Here is a 25,615-nt window from a genome sequence, read left to right on the forward strand (position 1 = left end):
CGGGAGCACCGGAAGGACCCCCATTGGGCACGTTGGTACTGGCGGCCGAGGAGTTCACTCCGCCCGGCGCAGGTCTGTTCGAGTACCCGCCGATCTTCGGCGCCGTCACCAAGCCGATGGTGCTGGCGGTCCTGTCGCTGATCATCGTCGCGGCGGTCTTCACGCTGGGCACGCGGAAGCTGTCCATCGTGCCGAGCCGGTTCCAGTTCGGGCTGGAGTCCTTCTACAACATCCCGCGCAACACGATGGCGCGTGACCAGATCGGCTCCGAGGACTTCAAGCGCTACATCCCGCTGATCCTCGGCCTGTTCAGCTTCATCCTGGTCAACAACATCTTCGCGATCATCCCGGTGATCCAGTTCCCGACGCTGTCGCGGATCGGGTTCCCCATCGCGCTGGCGCTGTTCGTCTACGTCTTCTACCACTACGCCGGGTTCAAGAAGCACGGGTTCCTGGGCTACATCAAGCACGCCGCGCTCCCGCCGGGCGTCCCGGTCTTCATCGCGCCGCTGATCATCGTGATCGAGCTGCTGCAGAAGTTCCTGGTGCAGCCGCTCTCGCTGGCACTGCGTGTGTTCGCCGCGATGTTCGCCGGCCACCTCATCCTCGCCCTGACCGCCGTGGGTGCGGCGTTCCTGGTGTCGGCGGGCTCCGCACTCGTCATCGCGTCCCCGGTGGTGTTCGCCGCCGGGATCGCGTTCACGTTCCTGGAGGCGCTGGTCCAGGTCATCCAGGCCTACGTCTTCGCGCTGCTCGCCGCCGTCTTCATCGGCGCGGCGATCTCCGAGGACCACTGACCGCACGACCGAGACCCCGGTGCCGCCGGCACCGCGCTCGCACCACCTGCTTCATCCGCCGGCCCGTCCGGGCCGATACACCGAACGACCCGCATCCCGCGGACCCGACGGAAGGAAACCCGAAGTGAACGTCACCCAGGTTCTGGCCCAGGAAGCCGCCAACATCAACCCGGGCCTCGCGGCCATCGGGTTCGGCGCCTCGGCCATCGGCGCCGGTATCGGCGTCGGCCTGATCTGGTCGGCCGTCATCAGCGGCACCGCCCGCCAGCCGGAGGCCCGCGGCCAGCTGATGGGTATCGGCTGGACCACGTTCGTCCTCGCCGAGCTGGTCATGCTGATCGGCCTGGTGCTCTTCTTCATCGCGCAGTAAGAGCCGGCAGATCACTCTCATGCCGGTCCCGGTACCGGCGGCCATGTCAGGGAAGGACACACGGTGGAACTGATTCTCGCCGCCGAACAGCCGCTTCCGATTCTCCCGCACCTCGATGAGCTCGTCCTCGGTGTGGTCGCGTTCGCGATCCTGCTGTTCCTGCTCTGGAAGTTCGCGGTCCCGCGCTTCGAGTCGCTCTACGAGGAGCGCACCGACGCGATCGAGGGCGGCCTCAAGCGTGCTCAGGAGACCCAGGAGCAGGCGGACCGGCTGAAGAAGGAGTACGAGGAGCAGCTCGCCGGCCTCCGGGCCGAGGCGGCGCGCATCCGCGACGACGCCCGGGCCGAGGGCCAGCAGATCAAGGCCGAGCTCCGCGAGGAGGCCGAGGCCGAGGCCGCGCGCATCAAGGCCCGTGGCGAGGAGCAGGTGGCCGCGTCGCGCGACGCCGCCCAGCGTGCTCTGCGCAACGAGGTCGGTGGCCTGTCGGTCCAGCTGGCCGAGCGGCTGCTGCGTGAGCAGCTGGCCGACGACTCGCGTCGCTCCGCGACGATCGACTCGTTCCTCGGTGAGCTCGACCAGCAGGGCGTGGCCCAGCGGAGCGGGGCGAACTGATGGCGGCTGTCCTGCAGCCCGCCAGCCGTGAGTCGCTCGCGGCGCTGACCGAGCGGTTGGACGCCTGGACCGACTCCGCGTCGGCCCGGGACCTGACCACGACCGCGGACGAGCTGTTCGCGGTGGCCCGGTTCCTGGACTCCGAGCGCTCCGTCCGCCGCCTGCTGGCCGACGCGTCCTCCCCGGAGGACGCCCGCGCGGACCTGGTCGGGCGCCTGTTCGGGGGCCAGCTCTCGCAGCCGACCGTCGACCTCGTCTCCGAGCTGGCGCGCAAGCGCTGGTCGACCGCCCGTGACCTCGTCACCGGTGCGGAGGGCCTGGCCCGCCGCGCGGCGATCGCGATCGCCGACCGCAACGGCTCCCTCGACGAGGTCGAGGACCAGCTGTTCCGGTTCGGCCGGATCGTGGCCCGCGAGCCGCAGCTGGCGAGCCTGCTCGGCGACTCCGCCCGGCCCGTCGAGGGCCGCGTCCGGCTCCTGGACTCGGTGCTCGGCGAGAAGGTCTACCCGGTGACGGCGACGCTGCTCCGCGAAGCGGTCCGGTTGCCCCGCAGCCGGCACCTCGACGTCGTCGCCGAGGAGCTCGCCGAGCTCGCGGCGGCCCGCCGGGACCGCTCGGTGGCCAAGGTGCGCACACCCGTCGAGCTCTCCTCCGAGCAGGAGACGAAGCTCGCCGAGACCCTGGGCCGTATGTACGGCCGCACGATCTCCCTGCAGGTCGAGCTCGACCGGAGCCTCCTCGGAGGCCTGGTCGTGCAGGTCGGCGGCGAGGTCATCGACGGCAGCGTGGCGGGTCGACTCGCCACAGCTCGCCGATCCCTGCCCAGCTGACCTGCTTCGGACGCGATCGCCGGACCCCGGCGGAACGACCCGAAGACCCCGTTCGAGAGAAGGAACGACGCAGCCATGACAGAGCTGACGATCTCCTCCGAGGAGATCCGGAGTGCGATCTCCAGCTACGTCTCGTCGCTGGAGAGCGGCACGTCCCGCCGTGAGGTCGGGATCGTCGCCGACACCGGTGACGGCATCGCCCACGTCGAGGGCCTGCCCTCGGCCATGACCAACGAGCTGCTCGAGTTCGAGGGCGGCGTCCGCGGCGTCGCGCTGAACCTCGAGCAGAACGAGATCGGTGCGGTCGTCCTGGGCGACTACACCGGCCTCGAGGAGGGCCAGCAGGTCACCCGCACCGGCGAGGTGCTCTCCGTGCCGGTCGGCGAGGGCTACCTGGGCCGGGTCGTCGACCCGCTGGGCAACCCGATCGACGGCCTCGGCGACGTCGAGAGCGACGCCCGCCGCGTGCTCGAGCTCCAGGCGGCCGGCGTGATGGACCGCCAGTCCGTCGGCGAGCCGCTGCAGACCGGGATCAAGGCTATCGACGCCATGACCCCGATCGGGCGCGGCCAGCGCCAGCTGGTGATCGGCGACCGCAAGACCGGCAAGACCGCGGTCTGCGTCGACACGATCATCAACCAGAAGGAGAACTGGGAGTCGGGCGACCCGACGAAGCAGGTCCGCTGCATCTACGTCGCCATCGGCCAGAAGGGCTCCACGATCGCCGGTGTCCGGCAGTCCCTCGAGGACGCCGGCGCGCTGGAGTACACGACGATCGTGGCGGCGCCCGCGTCCGACCCGGCCGGCTTCAAGTGGCTCGCCCCCTACACCGGCTCGGCCATCGGCCAGCACTGGATGTACCAGGGCAAGCACGTCCTGATCGTGTTCGACGACCTGTCGAAGCAGGCCGAGGCCTACCGCGCGATCTCGCTGCTGCTGCGCCGCCCGCCGGGCCGTGAGGCCTACCCGGGCGACGTCTTCTACCTGCACTCGCGTCTGCTGGAGCGCTGCGCGAAGCTCTCCGACGAGCTCGGCTCGGGGTCGATGACCGGTCTTCCGATCATCGAGACCAAGGCGAACGACGTGTCGGCCTACATCCCGACCAACGTCATCTCGATCACCGACGGCCAGGTCTTCCTCGAGTCCGACCTGTTCAACCAGGGTGTCCGGCCGGCGATCAACGTCGGTATCTCGGTCTCCCGGGTCGGTGGCTCGGCGCAGATCAAGGCCATGAAGACGGTGTCGGGCTCGCTGCGTCTGGACCTGTCGCAGTACCGCGAGCTGGAGGCGTTCGCCGCCTTCGGGTCCGACCTCGACGCCGCCTCGGCCGCCGCGCTGGGCCGTGGTGAGCGCCTGGTCGAGCTGCTCAAGCAGGCGCAGTACGCGCCGGTCTCGGTGCAGGACCAGGTCGTCTCGATCTGGCTGGGCACCTCCGGCAAGCTCGACTCGGTGCCCGTCGCCGACGTGCAGCGCTTCGAGTCGGAGTTCCGCGAGTACTCCCGCCGGCACGCCTCGGGTGCGCTGAACGAGATCACCGACACCGGGAAGCTCTCCGACGACGCCGTCGAGACGCTGACCACGTCGGTCGACGAGTTCAAGCGCAACGAGTTCACCGCCTCCGACGGTTCCTCGGTCGTCCCCAAGGAGAAGGCCGAGAAGGCCCTCGACGAGGACGATGTCGAGCAGGAGACCGTCACGGTCAAGAAGAACTGAGGCTGATACCCGATGGCGGCACAGATCCGGGTGCTGCGCCGGCGTATCCGGTCGACGCAGTCCATCAAGAAGATCACCCGTTCCCAGGAGCTGATCGCGACCTCACGGATCGCGAAGGCCCGGGCGCGGGTGGACGAGGCACGTCCGTACGCCGAGCTGATGACGAGCACCCTCTCGGAGCTCGCGTCGAACTCGGCGCTGGACCACCCGCTGCTCGTCGAGCGGGAGCAGCCGAAGCGGGCCGCGGTCCTGGTCGTCACCAGTGACCGTGGCCAGTGCGGCGGCTACAACGCCAACGTGCTCAAGGAGGCCGAGCAGCTCCTTGCCCTGCTCCGCGAGCAGGGCAAGGAGCCGGTCCTCTACGTGATCGGTCGCAAGGGCGTCTCGTACTACCGGTTCCGCAACCGGGAGATCGAGGAGTCGTGGACCGGGTTCTCCGAGCAGCCGGGCTACGAGCACGCGGCCGAGGCGGCGAAGACCCTGGTCGACGCGTTCATGGCCGGCGAGGACGACCACCACGACAACGCGGACGGCGTCCAGGGCGTCGACGAGCTGCATCTCGTCTACACCAGCTTCAAGAACATGATCACCCAGGTGCCGCAGGCCCGGCGGATGGCTCCGCTCGAGGTCGAGTACGCGGCCGACAGCGCCTCGGCGAAGCCGGTCGACGAGGTCGACCGGGCCGCCGACACGGCCGAGAGCCAGCGGGACCAGCCGGAGAGCAAGGGGCTCCAGCCGCTCTACGAGTTCGAGCCGGACCCGGACACGCTCTTCGACGCGCTGCTGCCGAAGTACATCGGGGCCCGCCTCTACGCGGCGCTGCTGGAGTCGGCGGCGTCGGAGTCGGCGAACCGGCAGCGGGCCATGAAGGCCGCGACGGACAACGCCAACGAACTGATCCGTAGCCTGACCCTGGAGGCCAACCAGGCTCGCCAGGCACAGATCACCCAGGAGATCAGCGAGATCGTCGGTGGGGTCGACGCTCTCGCCAGCGCAGGAAGTGAGAGCTGATGACCACGACCGCCGAAACTTCGGCCGGCCCGATCACCGGGCGCGTCGTCCAGGTGACCGGCCCGGTCGTCGACGTCGAGTTCCCGCGTGACCAGGTCCCGAACCTGCTCAACGCGCTGACGCTGGAGGTGGACCTCTCCGGGGACAAGCGCAAGCTGACCCTGGAGATCGCCACGCACCTGGGCGACAACCTGGTCCGGGCCATCTCCATGCAGCCGACCGACGGTGTCGTGCGCGGCCAGGAGGTCACCGACCTCGGCCGCCCGATCTCCGTGCCGGTGGGCGACCAGGTCAAGGGGCACGTGTTCAACGCGCTCGGTGACTGCCTGGACGACCCGAGCATCCAGTTCACCGGTGACCTCCGGTCGATCCACCAGAAGGCCCCGCGCTTCGACGAGCTCGAGGGCAAGACCGAGATGCTGGAGACCGGCATCAAGGTCCTCGACCTGATGACGCCCTACGTCGTCGGCGGGAAGATCGGTCTGTTCGGTGGTGCCGGTGTCGGCAAGACCGTGCTGATCCAGGAGATGATCCAGCGTGTCGCGCTGAACTTCGGCGGCACCTCGGTGTTCGCCGGAGTCGGCGAGCGCACGCGTGAGGGCAACGACCTCATCACGGAGATGACCGAGTCGGGCGTCATGAAGAACACCGCGCTGGTGTTCGGTCAGATGGACGAGCCGCCGGGCACCCGTATGCGCGTCGCGCTCTCCGCGCTGACCATGGCGGAGTACTTCCGCGACGTGCAGGAGCAGGACGTGCTGCTCTTCATCGACAACATCTTCCGGTTCACCCAGGCCGGCCAGGAGGTCTCGACCCTCCTCGGCCGCATGCCGTCCGCGGTGGGGTACCAGCCCACCCTGGCCGACGAGATGGGCGAGCTGCAGGAGCGGATCACCTCGACCCGCGGCCGGTCGATCACCTCGATGCAGGCGATCTACGTCCCCGCGGACGACTACACCGACCCGGCTCCGGCGACGACGTTCGCGCACCTCGACGCCACCACCGAGCTCTCCCGGCCGATCTCCCAGAAGGGGATCTACCCGGCGGTGGACCCGCTGACCTCGACCTCGCGGATCCTGGACCCGCAGTACGTCGGTGACGAGCACTTCCGCGTCGCCAACGAGGTCAAGCGGATCCTGCAGAAGTACAACGACCTGCAGGACATCATCGCCATCCTCGGTATCGACGAGCTGTCCGAGGAGGACAAGCAGCTGGTCGGCCGCGCACGGCGGATCGAGCGCTTCCTGTCGCAGAACCTGCTGGTCGCCGAGCAGTTCACCGGCCAGCCGGGCTCGACGGTCCCGCTCAAGGAGACCATCGAGGCGTTCGACAAGATCGCCAAGGGTGAGTTCGACGACATCCCGGAGCAGGCGTTCTTCCTCTGCGGTGGTCTCGACGACCTGGAGAAGAACCGCAAGAAGCTCGAGGGCTGATAGCGCATGCCTGCTGAGATGACCGTGGAGCTGGTCTCCGTGGAGCGCCGGTTGTGGTCGGGCGACGCACGCTTCGTGCTCGCCCGGACCACGGTCGGCGAGGTCGGCATCCTGCCCGGCCACCAGCCGATGCTGGCCCAGCTGGAGGAGGCCGGGGTCGTCCGCATCGACTCCACCGACGGCTCGAAGCGCACCATCGCGGTGCACGGCGGGTTCCTGTCGGTGTCGGCGGAGCGGGTGTCCATCCTGGCCGAGTTCGCCGAGCAGGCGGACGAGATCGACGTCGAGCGGGCGCGACGCGCACGCGAGGGCGCCGACTCGTCCACCGACGAGGGCAGATCGGCGATCGCCCGGGCCGAGGCCCGCCTCCGGGCGGCCGAGGCCAACTGACGACGGGGACCGGACACGGCAGTGGAGCTCATCGCGGCGATCGTCGGAGTTCTGCTGCTGTGTCTGGTCGTACCCCTGGTCTGGCTCGCCGTACGGCGGGTGCGACTGATGCGTAACGGCGGCGTGGACCTGTGTCTGCGCCGCCGTTACGCTGTCACGGACTGGCACTTCGGGGTCGGGCGCTACGAGGGCGAGCGGTTCGCCTGGTACCGCCTGACCAGCTTCCGGATCGGCGCGACCGTGGTCATGGACCGGGCGGAGCTGGAGATCGTCGACCGGCGACCGCCGCACCGCTCGGAGGAGTTCGCGATCCCGATGGCCGTCGAGGTGCTGCGCTGCCGTGGTCGCGACGCCGGCGGGCGGGGCATCGACGTCGAGCTGGCGATGTCCGCGGGGGTCCGTACCGGTTTCATGGCCTGGCTGGAGTCCACACCCCCGGGCCGGGGGCACGGCTTCCGCGAGGCGTCCTGACCGGCGGAGGTCGGTAGCTCTACGGAGCATTCGTCCTCTCTGTCCGTTCTATGCTGCGTCGGTGGACCTGGTCTTCCTGGCATTCGCGGGCATCCTGGGCTGGCTGGCGTGGACCTCGTTCCGCGAGGCCCGGGAGGGGCACGCGCGCTGGACGCGCGGGTTGGCCGCGACCCCGGTGACGGTCGCGGAGCTCGTCGCGATGGCCGGCTCCGTCCGCGACGAGCTCGACGCCCCGGCGTTCCGCCAGGTGGTGTCGGTGTCCGGCACCGTCGAGCCGCTCGACGACGAGGCACGTCCGGCCCCGCTGACCGGGGTCGACTCGGTCTGGTTCCGGTTCGTCGAGGAGGCGCTCTCCCGCGGCCGGGACGACCGGGAGGAACGCCAGGTCGTCGCCGAGCAGCGGCGGGAGCGCCCGTTCCGGCTGACCGACGGCGGGGCGGAGATCGTGGTCGACCCCCGGGACGCGCACACCGAGATCCCGGTCGCCGAACGCCACCGGGTCACCGACGACGGCGAGGGCCGCGAGTTCGGCCTGTTCCGCCTCGTCGACCCCACGGTGGCCCGGGAGCGCACCGAGTGGCGGATCGAGCCGGGCTCCCGCCTCACCGTGGTGGGACAGGCCCGGCTGTCCGGGGACCGGGTACGGCTGTCCGCCGCGGCCGACCACCCGCTCACGCTCACCGTCGCCGAGCGCGGCGACCACCTGGAGCACAGCCGGAGCCGCAGTGGCGCCGCGATGCGACGGGCCGTGGCGTTCGGCTGCGGCGCCGTCGTCGCGCTGCTGGTGGCGGTGCTGTCCTGACCCGGACCGGACCGGACCGGACCGGACCGGACCGTGCCGGACGGGTCAGGCGCCGGCGGCCGGGGCGCCGTGCGGGCCGCCCGGCTGCCACAGGACGTCGCCGTCGGGGTTCGCGACCCGGCCCAGGATGAACAGCAGGTCCGACAGGCGGTTGAGGTACCGGGCGGTCAGCGGGTTGGTGTGGTCCGGGTCGACCTCCAGCAGTGCCCACACGGAGCGCTCGGCACGCCGGGCCACGGTTCGCGCGACGTGCAGGTACGCCGCACCGGGGGTCCCGCCGGGGAGGATGAACGAGTCGAGCTTGGGCAGCTCGGGGTTGAACTCGTCGCACCAGCCCTCGAGTCGTGCCACGTAACCGTCGGTGACCCGCAGCGGCGGGTATTCGGGGTTCTCGACGATCGGCGTGCACAGGTCGGCGCCGACGTCGAAGAGGTCGTTCTGGATCTGGCGGAGCGGGTCGACGACCCGGTCCGCGAGCCCGCCGACCGTCACCGCGACCCCGATCGCGGCGTTCGCCTCGTCGGTGTCGGCGTAGGCCGCCAGCCGGGCGTCGGTCTTGCGGACCCGGCTGAAGTCGCCCAGCGCCGTCGTCCCGTCGTCGCCGGTCCTCGTGTAGATCCGCGTCAGGTGCACCGCCACCCCGACAGGCTAGGGGGCCGCCGCCTCGGCGACCAGATACCGGGGTGCGCCGGACGGTCCGAACGGTCAGGGGCGCCCCGGGGTGGGCATCCGGTGCTGTGACGGCCCCGTTACCGTTCCGGGCGTGGTGGAGCATTTCGCGGTCAACGGCGGGGCCCGGCTGAGCGGGTCCGTCGACGTCGTCGGGGCGAAGAACAGCGTGCTCAAGCTGATGGCGGCGGCGCTGCTGGCCGAGGGGCGGACGACGCTCGAGAACTGCCCGGAGATCCTGGACGTGCCGCTGATGGCCGACGTCCTGCGGAGCCTGGGCTGCACGGTGGCCATCGAGGGGGCGACCGTGCACATCGACGTGCCCGCCGAACCGGGCGCGGAGGCCGACTACCGGTCGGTGTCCAGGCTGCGCGCGTCGGTGTGCGTCCTGGGGCCCCTGGTGGCGCGCTGCCGTCGCGCGGTCGTCCCGCTCCCCGGGGGTGACGCGATCGGCTCCCGCCCGCTGGACATGCACCAGAACGGCCTGCGCAAGCTCGGTGCCTCCACCGACATCGTCCACGGCAGCGTCACGGCCACCGCCGGTGACCTGCACGGTGCCCAGATCTGGCTCGACTTCCCGAGCGTCGGGGCCACCGAGAACATCCTGATGGCCGCGGTGCTCGCCGAGGGCACCACGGTGATCGACAACGCGGCACGCGAGCCGGAGATCGTCGATCTCTGCGTGATGCTGCAGCAGATGGGTGCCAAGCTCGAGGGGGTCGGCAGCTCGACCCTCACCGTGCACGGGGTCGCCGGGCTGCAGCCCACCACCCACCGCGTCATCGGGGACCGGATCGTAGGCGCGACCTGGGCGTTCGCCGCTGCCATGACCCGCGGTGAGATCACCGTGCGCGGCGTCGACCCGCACCACATCGACCTGGTGCTCGACAAGCTCCGCAGCGCGGGCGCGGAGATCACCACGGCCGAGCAGGAGTTCTCGGTGGCGATGCCCTCCCGTCCGGAGGCGGTCGACTTCGTGACGCTGCCCTACCCGGGGTTCGCCACCGACCTGCAGCCGATGGCGATCGCGCTGTCCGCCGTCGCCGAGGGCACCTCGATGATCACCGAGAACGTGTTCGAGGCGCGGTTCCGCTTCGTCGACGAGATGGTGCGCCTGGGCGCCGACGCCCGCACCGACGGCCACCACGCCGTCGTCCGGGGCCGCCCGGAGCTGTCCAGCGCGCCGGTCTGGGCCAGCGACATCCGGGCGGGCGCCGGGCTGGTGCTGGCCGGGCTGTGCGCGCGGGGCACCACCGAGGTCTGGGACGTCGCCCACATCGACCGCGGCTACCCGCGGTTCGTGGAGAACCTGGCCGCGCTGGGCGCCGACATCCGGCGGGTCGCGGGCGAGCCGGAGCGGTAGTGCCCGGGCCGTCGGCCCGGGTGGGTGCTGCTCCGAACGGCCCATCAGCCCGGCGGGCCGGGTCGTGACGTGCCACCCTTCGCGTCGATCGACGAGGAGGCCGTCATGGTGAGCACCCCCGACGTAGCCGACGTCTCGCAGGCCGGCCGCAGGGCGGGTCGCGGGGCGCGGGACGCGGCGCACTCGACGCCGGTGCGGGTCGCCGCCCGGGCCGGCATCGCCGCGAACGGGGTGCTGCACCTGCTGATCGGGTGGCTCGCGGTCCAGATCGCGCTCGGCTCGGGCGGGCAGGCCGACCAGAACGGCGCCCTCGGGGCGATCGCGGCCGAGCCGGCGGGCCGGGTGTTCCTGTGGGTGCTGGTGGTCGGCTTCGCCGCCGTCGTCCTGTGGCGGGCCGTCTCGGCGGTGTGGGGCTTCGCCTACATCGGCGACGGCACGAAGCGCACGGCGAAGCGGGTCGTCGCCGGCGGGCAGGCGGTCGTCTACGCCGTGCTCGCCGTGACCGCGGCGACCACCGCGATCAGCGGTCGGGCCTCCAGCGGCGGTGGCGGGCGGGCGACCGCGGGGCTGCTGGGCCTGCCGGGCGGACAGGTCCTGACCGCGCTGCTCGGGCTGGGCGTGCTGATCGGCGGCGGGGTGATGGCCTGGAACGGCTATCGGACACAGTTCACCGAGGACCAGGACCTCTCCGGCGCCGACACCCGCCTGCGACGGATCAACGCCCGCACCGGCCAGGTCGGCTACATCGCGAAGGGGGTCGCGATCGGCGTCCTGGGCATCCTGCTCGGTGTCGCCGCGCTGACGTTCGACCCGCAGCGCGCGAACGGCCTGGACGCCGCGCTCAAGGCGCTGCGCGAGCAGCCCTACGGGGTGTTCCTGCTGGTGGCGGTGGGTGTCGGGATCGCCTGTTACGGGGTGTTCTGCTTCCTCGACGCCCGCTACCACCGGGTGGACTGAGGGCTCAGTCCAGCGAGCGACGGCTGAGCACCACGCGCGCGTCCTTCACGTCGGTCGGGAAGACCAGCAGCGCCCAGCCGCCGCCGTCGGCGCGGGAGGTCGTCGCCCGGATGCCCTCGGACCGGAGCCGGTCGCGCAGCACCCGGGCCGCCGCCTGGCCGGGCACCCGGGACACCTCGGTGAGCAGCCCGGTGGCCACCGGGTCGTCCGGGTCGTCGGTGGGCAGGGCGTGGTGCTTCTGGTGGCCGTAGGTCCAGCGCAGGAGCAGCCCGAGCACCAGCAGCACGACCGCCAGGCCGATGACCGCGCCGAGCCGCGGGACCAGGTCGAGCTCCATCGGTCGATGGTCGCACCCGGACGGGCGACGCGCCCTGTCCGAGCGGTCGGGTGGTGAACCGATCCAGCGCTCGGTTTCCCGTGCGGATCGCGTACTTTGCCGAACACGTGGACTGTGACGAGGGACGACTCCGTCCCCGTCGCCGCCTACTGGCGAGTAGTCTCTGTCCGCATCACAGGCAGTGCCGACTGTGCTCCCGCGACGACACGGAGGTCCCGGTGCCGTACCCCACCGATCGTGAGCGCGACCGTCCGTGGGTGATCCGCACCTACGCCGGTCACTCCTCGGCGGAGAAGACCAACGAGCTCTACCGCCGCAACCTGGCCAAGGGCCAGACGGGGCTGTCGGTGGCCTTCGACCTCCCGACCCAGACCGGCTACGACCCGGACGACGAGCTCGCCAGGGGCGAGGTCGGCAAGGTGGGCGTGCCGGTCAGCCACATCGGGGACATGCGCACGCTGTTCGAGGGGATCCTGGTCGCCGAGGCCAACACCTCGATGACGATCAACGCACCGGCGATGTGGCTGCTCGCGCTGTACGTGGCCGTGGCGGAGGAGCAGGCGGAGCAGTCCGGTCTGGACTACGCCGAGGTCCGCGCGAAGCTCGCCGGGACGACCCAGAACGACATCGTCAAGGAGTACCTGTCGCGGGGCACCTACGTGTTCCCGCCCGGGCCCAGCCTGCGGCTGATCACCGACATGGTGGCGTGGTCGGTCGGCGAGATCCCGAAGTGGAACCCGATCAACATCTGCAGCTACCACCTGCAGGAGGCCGGCGCGACGCCGACCCAGGAGCTGGCCTACGCGCTGTCCACCGCGATCGCCGTGCTCGACTCGGTGCGCGACTCCGGGCAGGTGCCGCCGGAGAAGTTCGGCGACGTGGTCGGGCGCATCTCGTTCTTCGTCAACGCCGGCATCCGGTTCGTCGAGGAGATGTGCAAGCTCCGGGCGCTGGGCAGGCTCTGGGACGAGATCACCCTCGAGCGCTACGGCGTGCAGAACCCCAAGCAGCGGCGCCTGCGCTACGGCGTGCAGGTCAACTCGCTCGGGCTGACCGAGGCGCAGCCGGAGAACAACGTCCAGCGCATCGTGCTGGAGATGCTCGCCGTCACCCTCTCCAAGGACGCCCGGGCCCGTGCGGTGCAGCTGCCGGCCTGGAACGAGGCACTGGGCCTGCCGCGGCCGTGGGACCAGCAGTGGGCGCTGCGGATGCAGCAGGTGCTGGCCTACGAGACCGACCTGCTGGAGTACGAGGACATCTTCGACGGCTCCCGGGTCGTGGAGGCGAAGGTGTCCGAGCTCGTCGAGGGTGCCCGCGCCGAGATCGACCGGGTGCAGGAGATGGGCGGCGCGGTCGCCGCCGTCGAGTCCGGGTACATGAAGGGTGAGCTGGTCAACTCGCTCGCCGCCCGCCGTCGCCGGCTGGAGTCCGGCGAGGAGGTCGTGGTCGGGGTCAACAAGTTCGACACGACCGAGCCGAGCCCGCTGCAGGCCGAGGGCGCGGACGCCATCTTCACCGTCGACGCGGCCACCGAGCGGGCCGCCGTCGAGGCGATCCGCGCGTGGCGGGCCGACCGCGACCAGGACGCCGTCGACGAGGCGCTCCGGGCGCTGCGCGACGCGGCCAAGACCGACCAGAACCTCATGCAGGTCTCGATCGACTGCGCCAAGGCGGGGGTGACCACCGGCGAGTGGTCGGGCGCGCTGCGCGAGGTGTTCGGCGAGTTCCGGGCGCCGACCGGGGTGGCCGGAGCCGGCATGTCCGGTGAGGGCGCCGGCGAGATCTCCGAGGTCCGCGAGCGGGTCCGCGCCACCGGCGACGAGCTCGGTCAGCGGCTGCGCATGCTGGTCGGCAAGCCCGGCCTGGACGGCCACTCCAACGGTGCCGAGCAGGTCGCCGTGCGCGCCCGCGACGTCGGGTTCGAGGTCGTCTACCAGGGCATCCGGCTCACGCCGTCGCAGATCGTGGCGGCGGCGGTGCAGGAGGGTGTGCACGCGGTCGGGCTGTCGGTGCTGTCCGGATCGCACCTGGAGGTCGTGCCGGCGGTCGTGCAGGGGCTGCGCGAGGCCGGGGCGGGCGAGGTGCCGGTCGTCGTCGGCGGGATCATCCCGCCCGAGGACGAGAAGCGGCTGCGCGAGGGCGGGGTCGCCGCGGTGTTCACGCCGAAGAACTTCCGGCTGACCGGGATGATGGACGAGATCGTCACCCTGATCCGGCGGTCCCAGGGGCTGGACTGAGTCAGCCCAGCCGCGTGCGCGCGGCACCGGCGAGCCGGGCGGCCAGGTCGCACAGCTCGCCGGTGCCGAGGCCACCCTCGGCGGTCTTGACCCGCAGCACCTCCGACATGGGGCGGCCGTTGCTGCCGACGAAGTCCCGGACGGGCACCTCGGCGTTGCAGGCGGCGTCGCCGTCGGCGCGCACCCAGGTGCCGGTGCCCGGGACCTCGCGGGCGTCGGTGCCCCGCGGGTCGTCGTAGCGGTCGAAGGACAGGGTGATCTGCAGGGCGTCGTCGGCGTCGCCCGCGTCCCAGTCGCAGCGCCAGCCGGCGACGTCGCGGAAGAACTCCGAGCGTTTCGGCCCGGGCAGCACGGTCAGGTCCTCCGGACGCAGCAGGGTGCACGCGTCGGCGGCCCACAGCGCGCTCGACGTGGGCGGCGTGCGGCGGGGCACACCGCGGGCCAGGGTGGCCGCCGCCGACGCCGCGGCCGCCTCCGCGGGCGCGCACGGGTCCGGGGCCGCCTGGGCCGCGGCCGACGGGGCGAACCCGCTCTGCACCTGGACCAGGGTGCCGTCGGCCAGCCACAGGTAGCGCTCGCAGTCGGTGCCCTCGGCCGGGCGCCGGATCACGGTGAGCTCACCGCGACGTTCCCGCGCGCCGTCCGGCGGGTCCTCGGTGCGCTGCTGGTAGCGGACCGACACCCCCACGGTGTCGGTGCCCTCGCGGAAGGCGTCGACGTCGCAGGAGGCGAAGCCGCCGTAGTCGGGGACGGTCTGCGGCGCACCCCACGGCGTCAGCACGGCCGGGTCGACCAGGCACGGGTCGGCGGTGCGCTGGTCGCCGACGGCCAGCGCGGGCACGGACTCCGGGAACGTGCCGGGTGCGGCGGCGGTGGTGCCCGGTCGGTCGTCGGGCAGCGCCAGTGCCGTGCCGAGGACCGCGACCGCGGCGAGCACGACGACCGTGCCGACGAGCAGGGCCCCCCGCCGTCGCGGCCGGGGGTCCTGGGTGCCGTGGTCGGGCCCGGCGGTCACGTCGTCGGGGCGGGTCGGGGCCCCGTCGTCCGGGGCGGGTGCGACCGGCGCCGGCTCGGGCCGGTCGGCGAGCGCCCACAGCGCCCGCGCCGCTGCGTCCGCGGTCGGCCGGTCCGCCGGATCGGTGGCGGTCATCGCGGCCAGCAGCTCGGGCACCGGGCCCCGGCCCGACGGGGCGGGCACCGGTTCCTCGCAGATCCGCCGGATCAGCGCCAGCGGGCTGTCCTCGGCCCAGCCGTAGGGCGGCTCGCCCTCGGTCAGCACCCGGAGCGTGGCCCCGAGGGAGTAGACGTCGGCGGGCGGGGCGGGGTCCGCGCCGCGGGCGGTCTCGGGGGCGAAGTACGCAGGGGTGCCCAGGGTGCCGACCGTGTGCGGGTGCTGGGTGGGGATGAGCGCGATCCCGAAGTCGGTGAGCTTCACCGGGCCGTCGGCGGAGACGAGCACGTTCGCGGGCTTCACGTCGCGGTGCACGATGCCTGCCTCGTGCAGCGCGGCGAGCGCCTCGGCCACCTGCGCCCCGATCCGGGCGGCGACCCCGGACGGCAGCGGCCCGGACCGCAGGAGCAGCGCCGCGAGGCTCTCCGACGGCACGTACTCCATGACCAGCAGCGGCCCGCCGTCGAGCTCCAGGACGTCGAAGACGGTGACGATCCGGCCGTGGTGCAGCTGCGCGGCGACCGCGGCCTCCCGGCGCAGCCGCCGGGTCGCCGCGGGACCGGACCCGTCGGACCCGCCGTCGTCGCCGTCGTCGTCGGGCAGGAGCACCTGCTTGAGCGCGACGTCGCGCTGCAGCACGGTGTCCCGGGCCCGGTGCACGACGCCCATCCCGCCGGAGCCGAGCCGCTCCCCGACGGTGTAGCGCCCGGCCACGACGGTGCCCGGGACCAGAACCGTGCTCACGGTGTCTCCCGGTCGAGCGCGTCGAGGTCGGCGGCGGTGATCGTGCGGCTGCGGATGAGCTCGGCGACGAGGTTCTCGTTCAGCGCGTTGCCGACCGGCGGCTCGACCTCCTCGGCGAGCAGCCCGGCGACGCCCGCGGCGGAGAGCCGCTCGCGGACCGCGCGCACGGTGTGCTCGGCCCGTCGGTGGGTCCAGCCCGCCGCCGGGTCGAGGGCCTGCATGCCCTCACCGACCTGACGCCAGCTCTGGGGTGTCGGGCGGGAGTCGCCCTGCAGGTAGCGGCGGGCCAGCAGCACGACGACCCGGCGCTCGTCGGGGTCCAGCGGCCAGACCGGGGGCTCGTAGGTGTGCGCGTCGGGTGGGAGGGCGCCGGTGCCGCCCGGGTCCGGGCCGCTCACCCGGACCTCCAGGGCGTGCTCGCGCCCGGGGGAGCCGAGCACGGTCAGCAGCGTGTAGCCGGCCGCCAGCGGCACGGGCGGGTCGCCAGGACGCAGCTCCGTGCCCGACGGCAGCCGGATCGCGGTCCGGCCGTCGTTGTGCACCCACCACCGGCCGCCGTCGAAGCGGAGGAGCCCGTGCTCCCGGCTGATCCGCAGGTCGTCGACGCCGAGCGCCAGGTGCACCAGCGGCCGGTTGCGGCCGAAGACGACCTCACGGCCCTGTCGCGGCCCGAACGTCGCGCTGCTCTCGAGGGTCCGTGCGTACAACGTCTGCTCGCCGCAGATCCGGTCCACGCCCCGTCCTCCCGGTGGTCAGCTCTCGTCCTTCTCACTTCCCCGGCGGCTCAGCAGCTTGAAGCCGGGGATCCCGATGATCGCCTGTCGGACCTCTTTGAGCACGTCCAGGAGCTCGTGCACGTCCGGTCCGACCCGGTCCAGCGTCGTGAGGATCGGCATGATGTCGTCCTCCATGTGCGCGGTGAACTGCGGCAGCTGGTCCACCAGCCGGATCGCGGCGCGCACCTCGTCCTCGGAGAGCTCGTCGACGAAGCGCTGGGCCAGCGGCGCGGCCCGCCGGGCCAGCGGGCCGTAGAGGTCCAGCAGCTCGCCTGCCTGCTCACTGGCGCCCGCCGCCTGCCCGACGACCTCGCCCGCCCGGTCGGACACCGCCTGCGCCGCGGTGACGACACCGGTCGCGTCGGTCGTGACGGTCTCGACCCGGCCGATCAGGTCGCCGGCGCGCTCGCTGATCCCGCCGACGGTGCGGATCAGCCCACCCGCCTCCCCGGTGACGGTGTCGACCCGGGCGAGCAGCCCGCTCGCGTTCCCGGTGACCACCGAGACCTGCTCGACGATGCCCTCGGCGTTCTGCGACACCGTGGTGACCCGGCGGACGAGGTCACCCGCCTCCTCGGAGACGGTGGTGACCCGTCGGACCAGCTCGCCCGCCTCGTCGGAGACGGTGGTGACCCGCCGGACCAGACCGTCGGCCTGCTCGGAGACCGTGGTGACCTTGCGGACCAGGGTGTCGGCCTCGTCGGCGACCCCACCGACCCGCGCGACCAGGTCCTCGGCGTCCCCGGCGACGCCGGTGACCCGCCCGACGAGCTCCTCCGCGTTCCCCGCGACGCCGGTGACCCGGGCGACCAGCGCCTCGGCCTGCTCGGCGACCGGGCGGACCCGGGACACGAGCTCGGTCGCCTCCCCGGCGACGGAGTCGACGGTCCCGATCAGCCCCTCGGCCCGGTCGACGACGCCGTCGACCCGGTCGAGCAGCTGCTCGGCGCGGGTCGCGATCGTGCCGATCCGGCCGACCAGCGAGCCGACCTCCTCCAGCAGCTCCCCGGCCCGGGCCGGCAGCCCGGCGACGGTCCCGGCGAGATCGCCGGTGGCCTCGACCACCGACGCCGCGCCGGAGAGCAGGTCGGACGGGCCGGGAACGTCGATACCCGCGATGCGCAGCGCCATGGACCGGATCATTCCAGCCCGGCGGCGACGCGGCTGGGGAGTCGGCGGCTCAGGAGTCGGGGGTGCGGGCGCAGAGCTCGTCGATGGTGAGGTCGCGTGGCGGGAGGTTCGCCTCGGTGAACCCGAACGGCGCGGCGAGCTCCAGCCAGCGTCCGGACTCCTGCAGCGCGGTGAGCCCGCGGTCGAACTCGTCGCGGAAGGCGCCGTCGCCGGGACGGAACGCGAACGCCCCCGCCCCGACGACCGGTCGTCCCGCGACCTCGGGGGCGAAGGCGGCGGTGACCTCCAGGCCGATGCCCGCGTTGCGACGGACCTCGTCGAGCAGCGAGATCCGGGTGAGCGCCCCGACCTGCGCGCCGCCGTTCGCGACCTCGCGCACCAGCGCGCCCTGCGAGTCGGTGGTGACGATGTGGTCGGCCCGGATGCCGGCGGCGAGCGCGTACTCCTGCTCCGCGCTGCCGTCCAGGACCGCCAGCATCGCCCCGGAACGGCGCACCCCGGCCAGCGTCGCGACGCCCAGCGGGTTCCCGGCCGGCACCACCAGGCCGGTGCCCGCCACGTAGTCGGGGCGGGAGAAGGCGACCTGCTGGCAGCGCAGTGCGGTGACGGTCAGCCCGACCGCGATCACGTCGAAGCGACCGTCGAGCAGGCCCGGGACGAGCTGGTCGAACCTCGTCTGGACCGCGGCCAGGCCGCTGCCACCGAGACCGGTGACGACGGCGCGGGCGACCTCCGGGCTCTCGCCGGTGGCCCGGCCGGAGCCGTCGGTGTAGCCGAACGGGCGCTCACCGGAGAGCCCGACGACGATGTCACTGCCGGTACGCAGCCGCGACAGCGGGTCCGACGGCCCGCCGCAGCCGGCCAGCAGCGGCCCGGCCAGGGCGGTGCCGCCGAGCGCGGCGGCCGCCCCCAGCAGCCGGCGCCGGCTCAGCCGGGTGGTGGTGCGGATCTGCATGGTCCCGGGAGCCTAGGGCGTGTCTCCTAAAGTGCGCAACCAGGTGACGATGGCCTTCAGTGCAACTCCGCCGCGGTAGGTCAGGGCGAGTTTGTCGTAGCGGGTCGCGAGGCCGCGCCACTGCTTGACCTCGCAGAACCCGCGTTCGACGACGTTGCGGCCGCGGTAGTCGACCCGGTCGAACGCCGGTGGTCGACCGCCGCGTGTGCCGCGTCGTTTCCGGTGTCCCTGCTGGTCAGCCGGCTCCGGGATGACCGCGACGATCCGTCGTCTGCGCAGGTGGGCGCGGATGGCGCGTGAGGAGTAGGCCTTATCTGCGCGGACCCGCTCGGGTCGGGTCCGCGGTCGGCCCGGACCGACCCGTCCGACGCTCAGATGTGACATCAGGTGCGCGAACATCGGGGCGTCACCGGCCTGGCCAGGGCCGACCAGTACGACCAGCGGGCGGCCGTGTCCGTCAACGAGCTGGTGGATCTCCGTGCCGAGCCCTCCGCGGGAGCGGCCCAACGCGTGATCGGGCGGCTCGATCAGCAGATTCTTGTAGTTCGATCCGGCCCCCTGTGTCCCGCTGCAGGGTCGCGGCGTGTTGGTGAGCGCGGATGATCGTCGAGTCGACCGACACGGCCCAGTCCACGAGACCGGCGGAGTCGGCATCGGCGAGCAGAGCTGCGAGAACCTGGTCCCAGGTGCCGTCACCGCAGTAGCGGCGGTGGCGTTTCCATAGGGTCTGCCACAGCCCGAACTCGACCGGGACATCACGCCAGGCCCGCCCGCAGCGGAACCGGTAGATGATCCCCTCGATCACTCTGCGGTGATCGGCGAACGGGCGCCCTGGCATCCCGTCCGACGAGGGCAGTAACGGCTCGAGTCGGTCCCACTGGGCATCGGTCAGGACGGCACGGCGCGACACCTACTGATCATCGCGCAGGCCCGACCAGCCGGGTTAGGAGACGCGCCCTAGGTGCCGATCAGTCCGACCACTGCGGGGCCCGCTTCTCCAGGAACGACGCCATGCCCTCGCGGGCGTCCGCCGACTGCGACATCGACGCCATGACCTCGGCCGCGACGCTGTAGGCGTCGGCCTCGGGGCGGTCCAGCTGGGCGTAGAGGGTCTGCTTGCCGACGGCCTTGGACAGCCTGCTGCCCCGGGTCGCGCGGGCGAGCAGCGCGTCCACCCGGGCGTCGAGCTCGGCGTCGGGGACGGCGTGGTTGATAAGTCCCCAGTCGGCGGCGGTGGCCGCGTCGATCGGGTCCCCGGTCAGCGCCAGCTCCATCAGCCGCTTGCGACCGACGGAGCGCGCGACCGGGACGGCCGGGGTGTGGCAGAACCAGCCGCCCTTGCCGCCGGGCAGCGCGAACGTCGCGGACTCGGCGGCGACGGCGAGGTCGCAGGACGCGACGAGCTGGCAGCCCGCGGCCCAGGCCGTCGCGTGCACCCGGGCGATCACGACCTGGGGCACCGACTGGACGGTGCGCATGACCGTGGTGCACAGCCGCAGCAGGTCGCGCACCCCGGCCAGGTCGCGCTCGGCGACGTCACCGAAGTCGTGACCGGAGGAGAACGCCCTGCCCTCCCCGGCCAGCACGATCCCGGTCGCGTCGCTGCGCCCGGCGCTCTCGAAGGCGTCCAGCAGCTCACGCAGGTGGCCCTCGGTGAGGGAGTTGCGTCGCTGCGGGCGGTTCATCGTGATCCGGACCGTGCCGCCCTCCTGCTTCACCAGCAGGTGCTCGTAGTCGGTCATGCGACGACGGTAGCCCGGAATCCGCTCGCCGCCGAGGCCCCGGCACGCTACTGTGACCGCATGACCGGATTCGTCGATCTGGTCACCGCGGTGGCCGGGGGAGTGGTGGCGGCACCGGACGGGCCGGGAGCGGAGGACACAGCGCGGATGGAGCGGGTGCTCGACGCGGCGGGCGAGCTGCTCGTGCGGCAGGGTTACCGGCGGGTGACCGTCGAGGACGTCGCGCGCCGGGCCGGCGTCGGCAAGGGCACCGTCTACCTGCACGTCCGCACCAAGGACGCGCTGTTCCTGACCGTGCTGCTGCGCTCCCAGCGGCGGCTGTTCGCCGACCTGGCCGACCGGATGCTCGTCGAGCCGGTGGTCGCGCTGCCCTGGGGGATGTCGCGGATGTTCCACGAGCGGCTGGCGGAGGACGACGTGGCACGCGCGCTCCACCTGGGCGACACCGAGGTCCTCGACCGGCTCGCGCACGCGGCGGCCGGGCCGCTCGGGGACCTCGCCCGCCGCCGCGACGCGGTGGTGCGCGAGCACTTCCGGCTGCTGCGCACGGCCGGCCTCGTCGACGACGACCTCGCCGCCGACGAGCAGATCCACGCCTGGGGCGCGGTGACCCGGGGCTATCTCCTCGCCGGCGCGGAGGGGAGCGCGTTCGCCCCGGCGGGCACGGAGCGCACCGGCGCCCTGATCGAGCACGGCCTGGCGCGGCTGCTGGCCGGGCCCACCCCCGCGGCCTCCGCCGCGGGCGTCGCGGCGGAGGTCGCCGCGCTGTACCGACCGCTCGTCGAGCACATCGACGAGGAGTGGAGACGACGCGTCCGCTGACCCGGGCGTGCCAGGACAGGAGTGGTGAGATGACCGCACCGAGCACTCCGGGCGGAGCCGTGGACCTGCTGGACCCGGCCCTGGCCACCGACCCGTACGCGGCCTACGGCCGGCTGCGCGAACAGGCCCCCACCACGACCGTGACGATGATGGGCAGCCCGCCTGCCGTCCTGGTCACCCGCTACGACGACGTCCGCGCCGTGCTCACCGACCCGCGCTTCGTGACCGACCCGGCGCTGGCCGGCGGGCCGGACACCCGCGAGAACATCATGGCGAGGATGGGCGTCCCCGACGACGTGGCCGACTACCTGCTGCGCAACATCCTCACCGTCGACGGCGCGGAGCACACCCGGCTGCGCACGCTCGTCTCGCGGGCGTTCACCGTGCGGCGGGTCGCGGCCCTGCGCCCGCGGGTCGAGGAGATCACGTCCGCCCTGCTCGACCGGGTCGCCGCCGCCGGGGCCGGGGGCGCTCCGGTCGACCTGGTGGAGGCGCTGGCCTACCCGCTGCCGATCACGGTGATCTGCGAGCTCGTCGGGGTGCCGGAGGCCGACCGCGCGCAGTGGCACGAGTGGGGCGAGGTCCTGACCACGATGGACCGCGAGCGGACCGGACCCGCGCTGCGCGCGGCGATCGCGCACGTGCACGCCCTCGTCGACGCCCGCCGCGCGGAGCTCGCCGACGACCTGATCAGCGCGCTCGTCGCCGCGCAGGGCGACGACGGCGACCGGCTCTCCGACCGCGAGCTGGTCACGATGGTCTTCGCGATCGTCATGGCCGGGCACGAGACGACCGCGCACCTGCTCGCCAACGCCACGCTGGCCCTGCTCGGTGACCCGGCCGGGCTCGCCGCGCTGCGCGCCGACCCGGCGGGCTGGCCGGGCGCGGTGAACGAGCTGATGCGCGCCCGCGGTCCGGTGCAGTTCACCCAGTTCCGCTACCCGACCGTCGACGTCGAGGTGGGCGGCACCGTGCTCGCGGCCGGGACCCCGGTGATCGCCGGGCTGCTGCCGGCCAACCACGACCCGCGGGCGTTCGACCGGCCCGAGGTGCTCGATCTCGCCCGGGAGACCGGACGCGGCGAGGGGCACCTCGGGTTCGGGCAGGGCGCGCACTACTGCCTCGGGGCCGCGCTGGCCCGCCAGGAGGGCGAGGTGGCGCTGCGGATGCTGTTCGAGCGGTTCCCCGGCCTGCACCTCGCCGTGCCCGCGGCCGAGGTCGTCTGGCTGCCCCGCCCCGGGTTCAGCCGGGTGGCGGCGCTGCCGGTGCGTGTCGGGTGAGCCCCGGGTGGTCGCCGGGAGTGGGGCCCACGGCGCAACCGGCTGCACCCGGCGCGCCGCTCTCCCGGCGATCCTGAGAGCGGCGACCGCGGAGCGGCGACCGCGGAGCGGCGACCGCGGACGCCGGCCGCAGGCACCGGTCAGGTGCCCGCGTCGTGCAGCGTGAGCAGGGCCCAGGCGGCGAGGGACTGGGCGTCGGTGAGCCCACCCCGGCGGATCGTCGCCGCCAGCTCGGCCGGGGTGAACCAGGCGGCGCGCATGTCCTGCTCGGAGTGCTCGCGGCGCGGCGGGCCCGCGGTGAGCCCGGTCGCCAGGTAGACGTGCCCGCGCTGGCTGGACATCCCGGGAGCACAGTCCAGGGTGCCGAGCAGCGTCATGTGCTGCGCGGCGAGCCCGGTCTCCTCCACGAGCTCGCGCACCGCCAGCTCGGCCGGGTCCTGCTCGGCGCGGTCGGGTGCGGTGCCCGCGGGGAACTCCCAGCGCCGCCCGCCCACCGGGTAGCGGTACTGCTCCACGAGGTGCAGGCGGCCGTCGTCGTCGCGCGGGACCACCAGGGCGTAGGTGGGCTTGTCGACGACGCCGTAGATCCCCTCGGTGCCGTCCGGACGCCGGATGCCGTCCTCGCGGACGGTCATCCAGTCGTTGGCGTACACCTGCCGGGTCGAGGTCTGCTCGATCACCCGCCCAGGGTGGTCCATCCGCTCGGCCTTACAGTGAGCCGGGTGCGTCTCGTCATCGCCCGCTGCCAGGTGGACTACGTCGGACGGCTGACCGCCCACCTGCCCATGGCCCCCCGGTTGCTGCTGGTCAAGCGGGACGGCTCGGTGAGCATCCACGCCGACGACCGCGCCTACAAGCCGCTCAACTGGATGTCCCCGCCGTGCTGGCTCACCGAGGAGCCCGGCGTCTGGACGGTGCGCAACAAGGCCGACGAGTCGCTGGTGATCACCATCGACGAGGTCCTGCACGACTCCAGCCACGAGCTGGGCGTCGACCCCGGCCTGGTCAAGGACGGCGTCGAGGCGCACCTGCAGGAGCTGCTCGCCGCGCACCCGGAGACCTTCGGGGAGGGCCACACCCTGGTCCGCCGCGAGTACATGACCGCGGTCGGCCCGGTCGACCTGCTGCTGCGCGACGGCGACGGCGCGCACGTCGCGGTCGAGGTGAAGCGCCGGGGCGAGATCGACGGCGTCGAGCAGCTCACCCGTTACCTGGAGCTGATGAACCGCGACCCGCTGCTCGCCCCGGTGGCGGGGGTGTTCGCCGCCCAGCAGATCAAGCCGCAGGCCCGCACGCTGGCGGTGGACCGCGGGATCCGCTGCGTGACCGTGGACTACGACACGCTGCGCGGGATGGCGCGCGACGACCTGCTGCTGTTCTGAGACGGCCCCGCCGGGCCAGCGTGGGCCCGGCCGGGCCCTGCCGTGGCGTCTAGCCTGATCGCGTGAGTGCCACCGCTGCTGACTCCGCCCCCGCGACCGCCTCCGCGCCCACCGCGGCGGACTTCGCATCCCTGTCGCCGCGCACCGGGGAGGAGCTGGCCCGCTACCCCGTCCACGACGGCGAGCACGTGCGCGCCGCCGTCCGTGACTCCGGTGCGGCCGGGGTGTGGTGGGAGGGACTCGGCTTCGACGAGCGCCGCCGCCGGCTCGCGGCGTGGAAGAAGGTGCTGGTCGCGCAGCTGGACCGGGTCGCGGGCGTCGTCGCCGCCGAGACCGGCAAGCCGCTCGACGACGCCCGGCTCGAGGTCGTGCTCGCCATCGACCACCTGGACTGGGCCTCGGCGAACGCGAAGAAGGTGCTCGGGCGGCGCTCGGTGTCCCCGGGCCTGCTGATGGCCAACCAGGCGGCGTCGGTGGCGTACCGGCCGCTGGGTGTCGTCGGGGTCATCGGGCCGTGGAACTACCCGATCTTCACACCGATGGGCTCCATCGCCTACGCGCTGGCGGCCGGCAACACCGTGGTGTTCAAGCCCTCGGAGCTGACCCCGGGCGTCGGGCACGAGATCGCCCGCACGCTCGCCGAGGCCGTCCCCGAGGTGGGACGGCACCCGCTGCTCACCGTCGTCACCGGGTTCGGCCCGACCGGCGCCGAGCTCTGCCGCGCCTCCGGCGTCGGGAAGATCGCGTTCACCGGGTCGGCCGCGACCGGCCGCCGGGTGATGGCCGCCTGCGCCGAGAACCTGGTGCCGGTGCTGATGGAGTGCGGCGGCAAGGACCCGCTGATCGTCGACGCCGACGCCGACCTCGACGCCGCCGCGGACGCCGCGGTCTGGGGCGGGATGTCCAACGCGGGCCAGACCTGCGTCGGGGTGGAGCGGGTCTACGTCGTCGAGTCCGTCGCGGGCCGGTTCCTGGAGAAGGTGCGGGCCACCGCGTCCACGCTGCAGGTCGGTACGGCCGCGAACGAGGGTGACCTCGGGCCGATGACGATGCCGTCGCAGACCGAGATCGTGCGCCGGCACGTCACCGACGCCCTGGAGCGCGGTGGCCGCGCGATCGTCGGTGGCGCCGACTCGGTGCCCGCCGAGGGCGGGTCGATCTCCCCGGTCGTCATCGCCGACGTACCCGAGGACTCGGTCGCGGTCACCGAGGAGACCTTCGGTCCGCTGGTCGTGGTCAACCGGGTGCCCGACGTGGACGAGGCGGTCCGCCGCGCCAACGCCACCGGCTACGGCCTGGGTGCCACGGTGTTCTCCGCGAAGCGCGGCGAACAGATCGCCCAGCAGCTGCGCTGCGGGATGGTGTCGATCAACGGCGTCATCTCCTTCGCCGGCATCCCGGCGCTGCCCTTCGGCGGTGTGGGGGAGTCCGGGTTCGGGCGCATCCACGGGGCCGACGGGCTGCGTGAGTTCACCCGGGCCCAGTCGATCGCCCGGCAGCGGTTCGGGATGCCGATCGCGGTCACCAGCTTCCGGCGGACCGCGCGCACGATGCAGACGCTGGTCGGGATCGTGAAGGCCCGCCACGGGCGCTGAGGGGCCCCCTCACCCGACGACCAGG

At 72.9% G+C, this 25,615-nt stretch carries 25 protein-coding genes and 1 pseudogene; 17 read left to right on the plus strand and 9 right to left on the minus strand.

Annotation, left to right across the window (positions count from 1 at the left end):
- The first annotated feature begins 23 nt into the window (after positions 1–23).
- The 10 genes from atpB (at position 24) to KPF47_RS17375 (ending at position 8,429) form a co-directional block, all read left to right on the plus strand.
- Positions 24–797, plus strand: a complete 774-nt coding sequence (gene atpB, locus KPF47_RS17330) for a F0F1 ATP synthase subunit A (protein WP_224389777.1) — start codon at positions 24–26, stop codon at positions 795–797.
- Between the two features lie 124 nt (positions 798–921).
- Positions 922–1,167 (plus strand): F0F1 ATP synthase subunit C, encoded by a 246-nt coding sequence (locus tag KPF47_RS17335; RefSeq protein WP_020621511.1) that lies wholly within the window; start codon positions 922–924, stop codon positions 1,165–1,167.
- Positions 1,168–1,230: 63 nt separating this feature from the next.
- Positions 1,231–1,779, plus strand: a complete 549-nt coding sequence (locus KPF47_RS17340) for a F0F1 ATP synthase subunit B (RefSeq protein ID WP_224389778.1) — start codon at positions 1,231–1,233, stop codon at positions 1,777–1,779.
- A complete protein-coding gene (locus KPF47_RS17345; protein ID WP_224389779.1) occupies positions 1,779–2,609 on the plus strand; it encodes a F0F1 ATP synthase subunit delta in 831 nt (276 codons plus the stop codon). The genes KPF47_RS17340 and KPF47_RS17345 overlap by 1 nt, the downstream gene beginning before the upstream one ends.
- Positions 2,610–2,684: 75 nt before the next feature.
- On the plus strand, positions 2,685–4,322 hold the full coding sequence (atpA, locus tag KPF47_RS17350; RefSeq protein ID WP_224389780.1) for a F0F1 ATP synthase subunit alpha: 1,638 nt from the start codon (positions 2,685–2,687) through the stop codon (positions 4,320–4,322).
- Positions 4,323–4,334: 12 nt separating this feature from the next.
- Positions 4,335–5,333 carry a F0F1 ATP synthase subunit gamma gene (locus KPF47_RS17355; RefSeq protein WP_224389781.1) on the plus strand — a complete coding sequence of 333 codons (999 nt, stop codon included), beginning with the start codon at positions 4,335–4,337 and terminating at the stop codon, positions 5,331–5,333.
- Positions 5,333–6,766 (plus strand): F0F1 ATP synthase subunit beta, encoded by a 1,434-nt coding sequence (atpD, locus tag KPF47_RS17360; protein ID WP_224389782.1) that lies wholly within the window; start codon positions 5,333–5,335, stop codon positions 6,764–6,766. The genes KPF47_RS17355 and atpD overlap by 1 nt, the downstream gene beginning before the upstream one ends.
- 18 nt (positions 6,767–6,784) lie before the next feature.
- Positions 6,785–7,156, plus strand: coding sequence for a F0F1 ATP synthase subunit epsilon (locus tag KPF47_RS17365; RefSeq protein WP_224389783.1), 372 nt, complete (start codon positions 6,785–6,787; stop codon positions 7,154–7,156).
- A gap of 21 nt (positions 7,157–7,177) precedes the next feature.
- Positions 7,178–7,627 (plus strand): DUF2550 domain-containing protein, encoded by a 450-nt coding sequence (locus KPF47_RS17370; protein WP_224389784.1) that lies wholly within the window; start codon positions 7,178–7,180, stop codon positions 7,625–7,627.
- A 61-nt stretch (positions 7,628–7,688) separates the two neighbouring features.
- Complete coding sequence (locus tag KPF47_RS17375; RefSeq protein WP_224389785.1) at positions 7,689–8,429, plus strand: E3 ubiquitin ligase family protein; 741 nt, start codon at positions 7,689–7,691, stop codon at positions 8,427–8,429.
- Positions 8,430–8,474: 45 nt separating this feature from the next.
- Here KPF47_RS17375 and KPF47_RS17380 read toward each other — a convergent pair whose 3' ends face one another.
- A complete protein-coding gene (locus KPF47_RS17380; RefSeq protein ID WP_224389786.1) occupies positions 8,475–9,068 on the minus strand; it encodes a cob(I)yrinic acid a,c-diamide adenosyltransferase in 594 nt (197 codons plus the stop codon).
- A gap of 124 nt (positions 9,069–9,192) precedes the next feature.
- On the opposite strand from KPF47_RS17380, the gene murA reads away from it, so the two are divergent.
- Both murA and KPF47_RS17390 read left to right on the plus strand, forming a co-directional pair.
- The gene (gene murA, locus KPF47_RS17385) at positions 9,193–10,461 is read left to right on the plus strand and encodes a UDP-N-acetylglucosamine 1-carboxyvinyltransferase (RefSeq protein WP_224389787.1); all 1,269 of its coding nucleotides are present in this window, start codon (positions 9,193–9,195) and stop codon (positions 10,459–10,461) included.
- Positions 10,462–10,566: 105 nt separating this feature from the next.
- Positions 10,567–11,418, plus strand: coding sequence for a DUF1206 domain-containing protein (locus KPF47_RS17390; protein WP_224389788.1), 852 nt, complete (start codon positions 10,567–10,569; stop codon positions 11,416–11,418).
- Between the two features lie 4 nt (positions 11,419–11,422).
- Here the strand turns inward: KPF47_RS17390 and KPF47_RS17395 are convergent, their stop codons facing one another.
- Positions 11,423–11,755 carry a hypothetical protein gene (locus KPF47_RS17395; protein WP_224389789.1) on the minus strand — a complete coding sequence of 111 codons (333 nt, stop codon included), beginning with the start codon at positions 11,753–11,755 and terminating at the stop codon, positions 11,423–11,425.
- A gap of 218 nt (positions 11,756–11,973) precedes the next feature.
- On the opposite strand from KPF47_RS17395, the gene KPF47_RS17400 reads away from it, so the two are divergent.
- Complete coding sequence (locus KPF47_RS17400; protein ID WP_224389790.1) at positions 11,974–13,992, plus strand: protein meaA; 2,019 nt, start codon at positions 11,974–11,976, stop codon at positions 13,990–13,992.
- Position 13,993: 1 nt separating this feature from the next.
- On the opposite strand, the gene KPF47_RS17405 is transcribed toward KPF47_RS17400, so the two are convergent.
- From KPF47_RS17405 to KPF47_RS17430, 6 genes and pseudogenes are all read right to left on the minus strand, one after another.
- Entirely contained in the window at positions 13,994–15,907 is a 1,914-nt protein-coding gene (locus tag KPF47_RS17405; RefSeq protein WP_224389791.1) for a serine/threonine-protein kinase, read from the minus strand.
- Positions 15,904–16,641 (minus strand): FHA domain-containing protein, encoded by a 738-nt coding sequence (locus tag KPF47_RS17410; RefSeq protein ID WP_224389792.1) that lies wholly within the window; start codon positions 16,639–16,641, stop codon positions 15,904–15,906. The genes KPF47_RS17405 and KPF47_RS17410 overlap by 4 nt, the downstream gene beginning before the upstream one ends.
- Before the next feature lie 18 nt (positions 16,642–16,659).
- A complete protein-coding gene (locus KPF47_RS17415; RefSeq protein WP_224389793.1) occupies positions 16,660–17,814 on the minus strand; it encodes a hypothetical protein in 1,155 nt (384 codons plus the stop codon).
- A 49-nt stretch (positions 17,815–17,863) separates the two neighbouring features.
- Positions 17,864–18,769 carry a transporter substrate-binding domain-containing protein gene (locus KPF47_RS17420; RefSeq protein WP_224389794.1) on the minus strand — a complete coding sequence of 302 codons (906 nt, stop codon included), beginning with the start codon at positions 18,767–18,769 and terminating at the stop codon, positions 17,864–17,866.
- A 12-nt stretch (positions 18,770–18,781) separates the two neighbouring features.
- A pseudogene (locus KPF47_RS17425) lies at positions 18,782–19,679 on the minus strand (IS5 family transposase).
- Positions 19,680–19,737: 58 nt separating this feature from the next.
- Positions 19,738–20,511, minus strand: coding sequence for an enoyl-CoA hydratase-related protein (locus KPF47_RS17430; protein WP_224389795.1), 774 nt, complete (start codon positions 20,509–20,511; stop codon positions 19,738–19,740).
- A 60-nt stretch (positions 20,512–20,571) separates the two neighbouring features.
- On the opposite strand from KPF47_RS17430, the gene KPF47_RS17435 reads away from it, so the two are divergent.
- Both KPF47_RS17435 and KPF47_RS17440 read left to right on the plus strand, forming a co-directional pair.
- Positions 20,572–21,333 carry a TetR/AcrR family transcriptional regulator gene (locus KPF47_RS17435; protein ID WP_224389796.1) on the plus strand — a complete coding sequence of 254 codons (762 nt, stop codon included), beginning with the start codon at positions 20,572–20,574 and terminating at the stop codon, positions 21,331–21,333.
- Positions 21,334–21,362: 29 nt separating this feature from the next.
- Positions 21,363–22,613, plus strand: a complete 1,251-nt coding sequence (locus KPF47_RS17440) for a cytochrome P450 (RefSeq protein ID WP_224389797.1) — start codon at positions 21,363–21,365, stop codon at positions 22,611–22,613.
- 140 nt (positions 22,614–22,753) lie between these two features.
- On the opposite strand, the gene KPF47_RS17445 is transcribed toward KPF47_RS17440, so the two are convergent.
- Positions 22,754–23,248 carry an NUDIX hydrolase gene (locus KPF47_RS17445; RefSeq protein WP_224389952.1) on the minus strand — a complete coding sequence of 165 codons (495 nt, stop codon included), beginning with the start codon at positions 23,246–23,248 and terminating at the stop codon, positions 22,754–22,756.
- A gap of 87 nt (positions 23,249–23,335) precedes the next feature.
- Here KPF47_RS17445 and nucS point away from each other — a divergent pair, with 87 nt between their 5' ends.
- Together nucS and KPF47_RS17455 are read left to right on the plus strand one after the other, a co-directional pair.
- Positions 23,336–23,995, plus strand: a complete 660-nt coding sequence (gene nucS / locus KPF47_RS17450; RefSeq protein ID WP_224389798.1) for an endonuclease NucS — start codon at positions 23,336–23,338, stop codon at positions 23,993–23,995.
- A gap of 62 nt (positions 23,996–24,057) precedes the next feature.
- A complete protein-coding gene (locus tag KPF47_RS17455) occupies positions 24,058–25,590 on the plus strand; it encodes an aldehyde dehydrogenase family protein (protein ID WP_224389799.1) in 1,533 nt (510 codons plus the stop codon).
- Positions 25,591–25,615 lie beyond the last annotated feature (25 nt).

The sequence above is a fragment of the Pseudonocardia sp. ICBG1293 genome (assembly GCF_020131355.1).
GTDB lineage: Bacteria > Actinomycetota > Actinomycetes > Mycobacteriales > Pseudonocardiaceae > Pseudonocardia.